The organism is Marinimicrobium sp. UBA4209 (assembly GCF_002381585.1).
GTDB classification, from domain to species: Bacteria; Pseudomonadota; Gammaproteobacteria; order Pseudomonadales; family Cellvibrionaceae; genus Marinimicrobium; species Marinimicrobium koreense.
Genome location: NZ_DFTP01000014.1, coordinates 18,960 through 25,260 on the forward strand (window position 1 = coordinate 18,960; position 6,301 = coordinate 25,260).

Here is a 6,301-nt window from a genome sequence, read left to right on the forward strand (position 1 = left end):
GTGGCCACCCGGTCCAGGAACCAGCGGTCGTGCGAGATCACCATCACACAACCGGGGAACGCCAGAATGGCCTCCTCCAACGCGCGCAGGGTTTCAATGTCCAGATCGTTGGAGGGTTCGTCCAACAGCAACACGTTGGCGCCCTGCTTGAGGGTGTTGGCCAGGTGCAGACGGCCGCGCTCACCACCGGAGAGTTCGCCCACACGTTTCTGCTGGTCCGAACCCTTGAAGTTGAAGCGGCCCACATAGGAGCGCGAGTTCACTTCGTAGTTGCCGATGCGCAGAATGTCCTGGCCACCGGAGATGGCTTCCCAGACGGTCTGGTCATCCTTCAGGTTCTCCCGGCTCTGTTCAACGTAGGCCACCTGCACAGTCTCGCCCAGCTCGATCTTGCCGCTGTCGGGCTGCTCGGTACCGGCGATCATCCGGAACAGGGTGGACTTACCGGCACCGTTACCACCGACAATACCGACCACGGCACCTTTGGGAACGCTCATGGTCAGGTTGTCGATCAGCAGGCGGTCGCCGTAGCCCTTGGAGACATTTTCCAGTTCGATCACTTTGTCCCCCAGGCGCTCGCCCGGCGGAATGTAGATTTCGTTGGTCTCGTTGCGGGCCTGGAATTCCTGGCTCTGCAGCTCATCGAAGCGGGACAGGCGGGCTTTGTTCTTGGCCTGACGGCCCTTGGGGTTCTGACGTACCCATTCCAATTCCGCCTTCACGGCCTTCTGATGCGCGGCTTCAGACTTGGCTTCCTGCTCCAGGCGCTTCTCTTTGGCCTCCAGCCAGTCACTGTAGTTGCCCTCATAGGGAATGCCGTGGCCGCGGTCCAGCTCCAGAATCCAGCCGGCGGCATTGTCCAGGAAGTAGCGGTCGTGGGTGATGGCCACCACGGTACCGGGGAACTGCTGCAGGAACTGCTCCAGCCAGTAGACACTCTCGGCGTCCAGGTGGTTGGTGGGCTCGTCCAGCAGCAGCATGTCCGGGCGGGACAGCAGCAGGCGGCACAGGGCCACCCGGCGGCGTTCACCCCCGGAGAGTTTGGTTACATCTGCATCCCAGGGCGGCAGGCGCAGGGCGTCGGCGGCCACTTCCAGCTTGTGGTCCAGGTTGTGGGCATCCCAGGCGGAGATGATGTCTTCCAGCTCGCCCTGACGCTTGGCCAACGCATCGAAATCCGCGTCCGGCTCGGCGTAGGCGGCGTAAATCTGGTCCAGCTCAGCCAAGGCGTCCACCGCCTCGCGCACGCCGTCTTCCACATTGCCGCGTACGTTTTTTTCCGGGTCCAGTTGAGGCTCCTGGGGCAGGTAGCCCACGGAGATACCCGGCATGGGCCGCGCCTCACCGTTATAGTCCTTGTCCACCCCGGCCATGATCCGCAACAGGGTGGATTTACCGGCGCCGTTCAGGCCCAGAACACCGATTTTCGCGCCAGGGAAGAAGGACAGGGAGATGTCTTTCAGGATCTCTTTCTTGGGCGGCACCACCTTGCCAACCCGATTCATGCTATAGACGTACTGCGCCATGGGGGCTACAACCTCATTGAGACGGGGAATTCGCTGGTTACTATAAAGAAACGCGCAAGGTACCGAAAGCGCGGGAAGAGTGCAATCAGCAAGAAGAGGGGGGAGGGGACTGTCGGATTACGGCCTTCGGCCTAATCCGACCTACTCAGACTATGGAATATCAAGCCATCCAGTAGGTCGGATTAGGCCAAAGGCCGTAATCCGACAAGGTAGGTTCGGTAACCCGAGTAAGTCGGATTAGCGCGCAGCGCGTAATCCGACAAGGTACTCACACAGATTACTGACGGGTGCAGTAGGGCCCGATCAGGGTACCCACAAAACCACCGGCCACATTGGTGCTGAGGTTGGTGGCATCCACCCCTTCGGCCAGGGTGTGACGCTCGCCATTCACCTCGTAATGGGCACTCATCTGTCCGGCATCAAAGGCCATCGACAGAACCACATTCTCGGTGCTGGGCAGTGGGGCCGCATTCACCAGGGTGTCTTCGGTCGAACCCTGCCGGCGGTACAGCGCCACCTGGTCTTCGCCGTTGTCCTGGGTGATGGCCAGGAAGATCAGATTCTCATCGTTCTGCACCGCCGCCAAGCCGGCCCGGTCCTGATCCGCCTGGGGATCAAAGGTCACCGTGGTGGACAGGTCGGCAATGTGGTGTTGCTGGCGCCGACCCAGGAAGGCGGGTACCGAGTTCAGGTCGCCCAGGCCATTCTGACAGTTCAGGCTGAGCGTGCCGTTGTTCACTTCATAGAAAAGACCGCTGTCCGGGTCGCGAACGCCCATCCAGCCCAGCGCCAACTGGTCGCCATCGAACTCATCGGTATAGCCAAAGTCACCCGACTGGCGCGGATTCGGTGTGGGCTGTTCGGGCAGTTCCGGCTTCTCCAGCGCAAACGGAATGCGCTCGCCCCGGGGCAGAATGTAGGGCCAATCGTTTTCCCAGCGTACCGGCAGCAGGAAGGTCTCCCGGCCAATGTTGAACATGTCATTGTCGTAGGAGCGGATCGCCAGGAAGGTGGCCCACCAGTCGCCATTGGGAATCTGTACGAATTTGGCGTGGCCGGCGGCGATGATCGGGTTGTCCCGCTCAAAGTCCAGGTCGCGCTGGGTCAGGATCGGGTTGTGCTCGGCGGGGGTGTAGGGGCCCCAGACGTCGTCGGACCGGAAAATGGTCTGGGAGTGGTGCACGCTGGTGCCGCCCTCCGCCGCGGTAATGTAGTAGTAGCCGTTGCGCTGGATGATGTGCGGCCCTTCGATCCAAACCGGCTGGGTGGAGATGTCGACCCCGCCGTTGATCAGCTGCTTGCGCTCACCGACCATGGTCAGGTTCTGCCAGTCAAACTCCTGAATCCAGATGGCGCGGTGGCCGTCGTAGCGGGGTTCCTCATTGGGGGCGCCGTTGTTCAGGATGTAGGCCTTGCCGCTGTCGTCCCAGTGGATGGAGGGGTCGATGCCCTCAAAGCCCAGCCAGTGCGGGTCCGACCAGGGGCCGGTCGGGCTGTCGGCGGTCATCACAAAGTTGCCGCCGCAATCCACACAGGTGGAGGCCAGGTAGTAGGTGCCTTCATGGAAGGAGATGTCCGGTGCGAAAATCCCCCGGGACACTTCCAGACCCTTGTAATCAAACTGGTCGGGCCGGTCGATCGCGTTGCCGATCTGGGTCCAGTTGACCAGGTCCTTGGAGTGGTAGATCGGCAGCCCCGGAAAGTGGGTGAACGACGAGGTGACGACATAATAGTCGTCGCCTACCCGCGCCACGGTGGGGTCGGGGGCATAGCCGGAAATGATCGGGTTGCGGAACTCGCCTTCACCCACCTCGACCTGCTCCTGGGACTGGCCCTCGTAGGTAAACCGGCTGAACTGGGCGGCTGTGGCCGACGCCGTGCTCTCGGATGCGCTGGCCTCCGGGGAGGATAATGCCGCGTCCGGATTGCCGTCACTGGTGGAGTCGCAGCCGACCAGGAGGGCAAACACACTCAACAGTGAGCCTTTTATCAGTTTATTCATACTATAAGTCCTCGTTATCCTGATGAAGAGTCGGATTTCAGTGGGCTGTTCTGACTCCCGATCCCGCGCGTAATCTAGCGTTTTGACCTAAAAAATATGACAGAAATGCTAATAATTTCTGCAAAGTGCAAGTATTTCAGCCACTTGCGGCTGTGAAGGTTATCCATCTGACAATAATATAATAATCACATATGGTACGAATAACTATAACGCCTTTTGTCGCCTCACTCAATTCCTTCCCTTTCGGGGGCTCAGGGTGGCTGGCGGAATTTTCTACCGTATGCGCGGTGGCCTGAGGGCCAGACGATAACCATAAAACGCAAGGTAGGTACTAGCGATGGAAGTTCCCTTTGAAAGACGACCCTTGTTCAGACTGTTTGGTGCGAGTGTGCTGGCGTTGAGCCTTTCGGCCGTCGCACACCCGGGCTATGCGCAGGAATCAGACGAAGAGACCGACGAGACCTCCGGGGCGGACCCCGAGCCGTCCCTGGCGGAGTCCGCGCCGGCCCAGCCCTCCATGGAGGAGCTGGTAGTGGTAGGTGCGCGGCTTTCACTGGAGACCGCACGGGACATCAAACGTGAGTCAACCAATATTGTCGACTCGGTGACGGCGGTCGACGTCGGCGCCCTGCCGGACAAGTCGGTGGCCGAGGCCCTGCAGCGGCTGCCCGGCATCACCGTGTCCCGCTTCGCCGCCAACAACGACACCCAGCACTTCTCTGCTGAACCCTCCGGCGTGGTGATCCGCGGCCTGGACCATGTGCGCTCGGAATTCAACGGCCGGGATACCTTCTCCGCCGACAGTTCCCGGGGGCTGAGCTGGGAAGACGTATCGCCGGAGCTGATGAGCCGGGTGGATGTGTATAAAAACCAGAGCGCCAACCTGATCGAAGGCGGGATCGCCGGGGTGGTGGATCTGCACACCCGTGTGCCCTTCGACTTTGATGGCGAAATGCTGGTCGGCTCCGCCGAGGTAAACTACAGCGAGGTGGCTGATTCCTTCGACCCCAATGTCTCTGGCCTGTACAGCAACCGGTGGGAAACGGCGCTGGGTGACTTCGGCCTGCTGGGGCAGATTGCCACCTCCCGTCTGGATACCCGCAGCGAGGGCATCTATCTCGGACGTATGGGCATTCACGAACCGGGCTATTTCGAGGAAACCCTGCCCGACGGCACCGTCCGTCCCACTCAGGAAGAGACCTATGTGCCCACCTTTATCACCGCCCGGGACAACCTGTACCAGCGGGAGCGCACCGGTGGTGCTTTTGCCGCCCAGTGGCAGAGTCCCGATGAAGAAATCGTGACCACCTTCCAGTTCAATCGCTCGGAGTACGAGCAGCTGAACACCGAGTACAGTGCACTGAACTTCCTGTTTGCCCTGTGGGGGCAACCGGCGGACCACGTCATTCCCGCGGACTGGCCCGACGGTACCTACCCCATGCCCGGGGAGACTTTCATGTTTCGAGAGGACCGCAGCTTTCTCGCCGGTGAGCCCACCGCCGGACCGGGCTGGTGGGGCGGCAGTGAAGAGGAGGCGGCCGCCTTCGGGGTGAACGAAGAGGGTATCCCCCTGATGAATCCCACCGGCTGTGGCTGGGGCACGTCTCAGGAGTATCTCGAGGAATACTGCGAAGAGCCCTATGACCAGCGGGCCGTCGGTATGGAAACCAACTCCCGGCAAATTCACAGCGAAAGCATGACCCAGGATGCGTCCATCAATATCAAGTGGGCACCCACTCACCAATTCCGCGCCAACTTCGACCTGCAATATGTCGATGCCACGCGGGACAGCTATGGTACCGCTGGCGCATTGCAGAGCTATACCGGCATGTACGCCGATTTCCGCGGGGAGCTTCCCTTTGTCGAATACCGGGATCCGCTCAACGTCAACTTCTCGGAGGGTGGGCTACAGAATCCCAACTCCTGGAATTACGCCTGGGTTCAGGACCACAAGAGTGCCAGTGAAGGGGAGTCTCTGGCGTTCAAAGCCGACGGTGAGTACGACCTGAACGGCACCGACTGGGTGGAGTCGATCGCCTTCGGTGCGCGCACGGTCAACCGGGAGCAACTGGTGCGCGAAGCGTGGAACTTCCGTGGCATCACCAGTCGCTGGGAAAGTGCGGCCTATTTCAACGCCGACAAAACCGACCCCATCGATTCGGTCACCTATGCCGGGCAGGAAACCTTCTTTGGCGGCTACCCTGACCCCGAGGAATCATTGACCTATCGGGCCTTCCCCACGGATTACATGGGTGGCGGCGTGATGGACTCCACCGAGTTCCTCTATATCGACCCGGAGGTCCTGGGTGATCCGGCCCGGGTGAATGAGTACTTTGATCGCCGCAACCTGGGAATCGGTCAGTTCTATCCAATCTGCTCCGCCGAAGGGCCCACCCGGGGTCAGGAAGTTCTGGATGCCAATGGCGACTCCACCTGCTTTACGCCCGGCGAGACGCTCACGGTGGAAGAAGAAGTGCATGCCGCTTACTTCATGGTCAACTACGGAGGGCCGGCGGCCACGCTGTTCAATACCGATGTCGGTGTGTCGGGCAACGTGGGTGTACGCTACGTGGAAACCAACACCCGCAGCGAAGGCAGTGTGAATTACGGCTCCTTCACTGACAGTCAGTTGGAGTGTTACGAATTGACCGAGGGCAATCAGGATAACCCCGACGCGCCCAACACGGCGCCGCCGTCGACGCCTTACTCAAGCGGCTGTTACCTGATCGGTGCCGAGGCGCACAACGAACAGGTGCAGGATATGCCCGACACG

At 60.6% G+C, this 6,301-nt stretch carries 3 protein-coding genes; 1 reads left to right on the forward strand and 2 read right to left on the reverse strand.

Features of this window, described 5'->3' with window-relative positions; translation table 11 throughout:
* Together ettA and B3187_RS02550 are read right to left on the reverse strand one after the other, a co-directional pair.
* Positions 1-1,526: energy-dependent translational throttle protein EttA (gene ettA / locus B3187_RS02545; RefSeq protein WP_286804467.1), on the reverse strand; the 1,526-nt coding region annotated here is incomplete at its 3' end.
* A 277-nt stretch (positions 1,527-1,803) separates the two neighbouring features.
* Positions 1,804-3,528, reverse strand: a complete 1,725-nt coding sequence (locus tag B3187_RS02550) for a glycoside hydrolase family 43 protein (protein WP_286804468.1) — start codon at positions 3,526-3,528, stop codon at positions 1,804-1,806.
* 364 nt (positions 3,529-3,892) lie between these two features.
* Between B3187_RS02550 and B3187_RS02555 the strand changes: the two genes are divergently transcribed.
* A partial coding sequence (locus B3187_RS02555; protein WP_286804469.1) for a TonB-dependent receptor plug domain-containing protein occupies positions 3,893-6,301 on the forward strand: 2,409 nt, incomplete at its 3' end.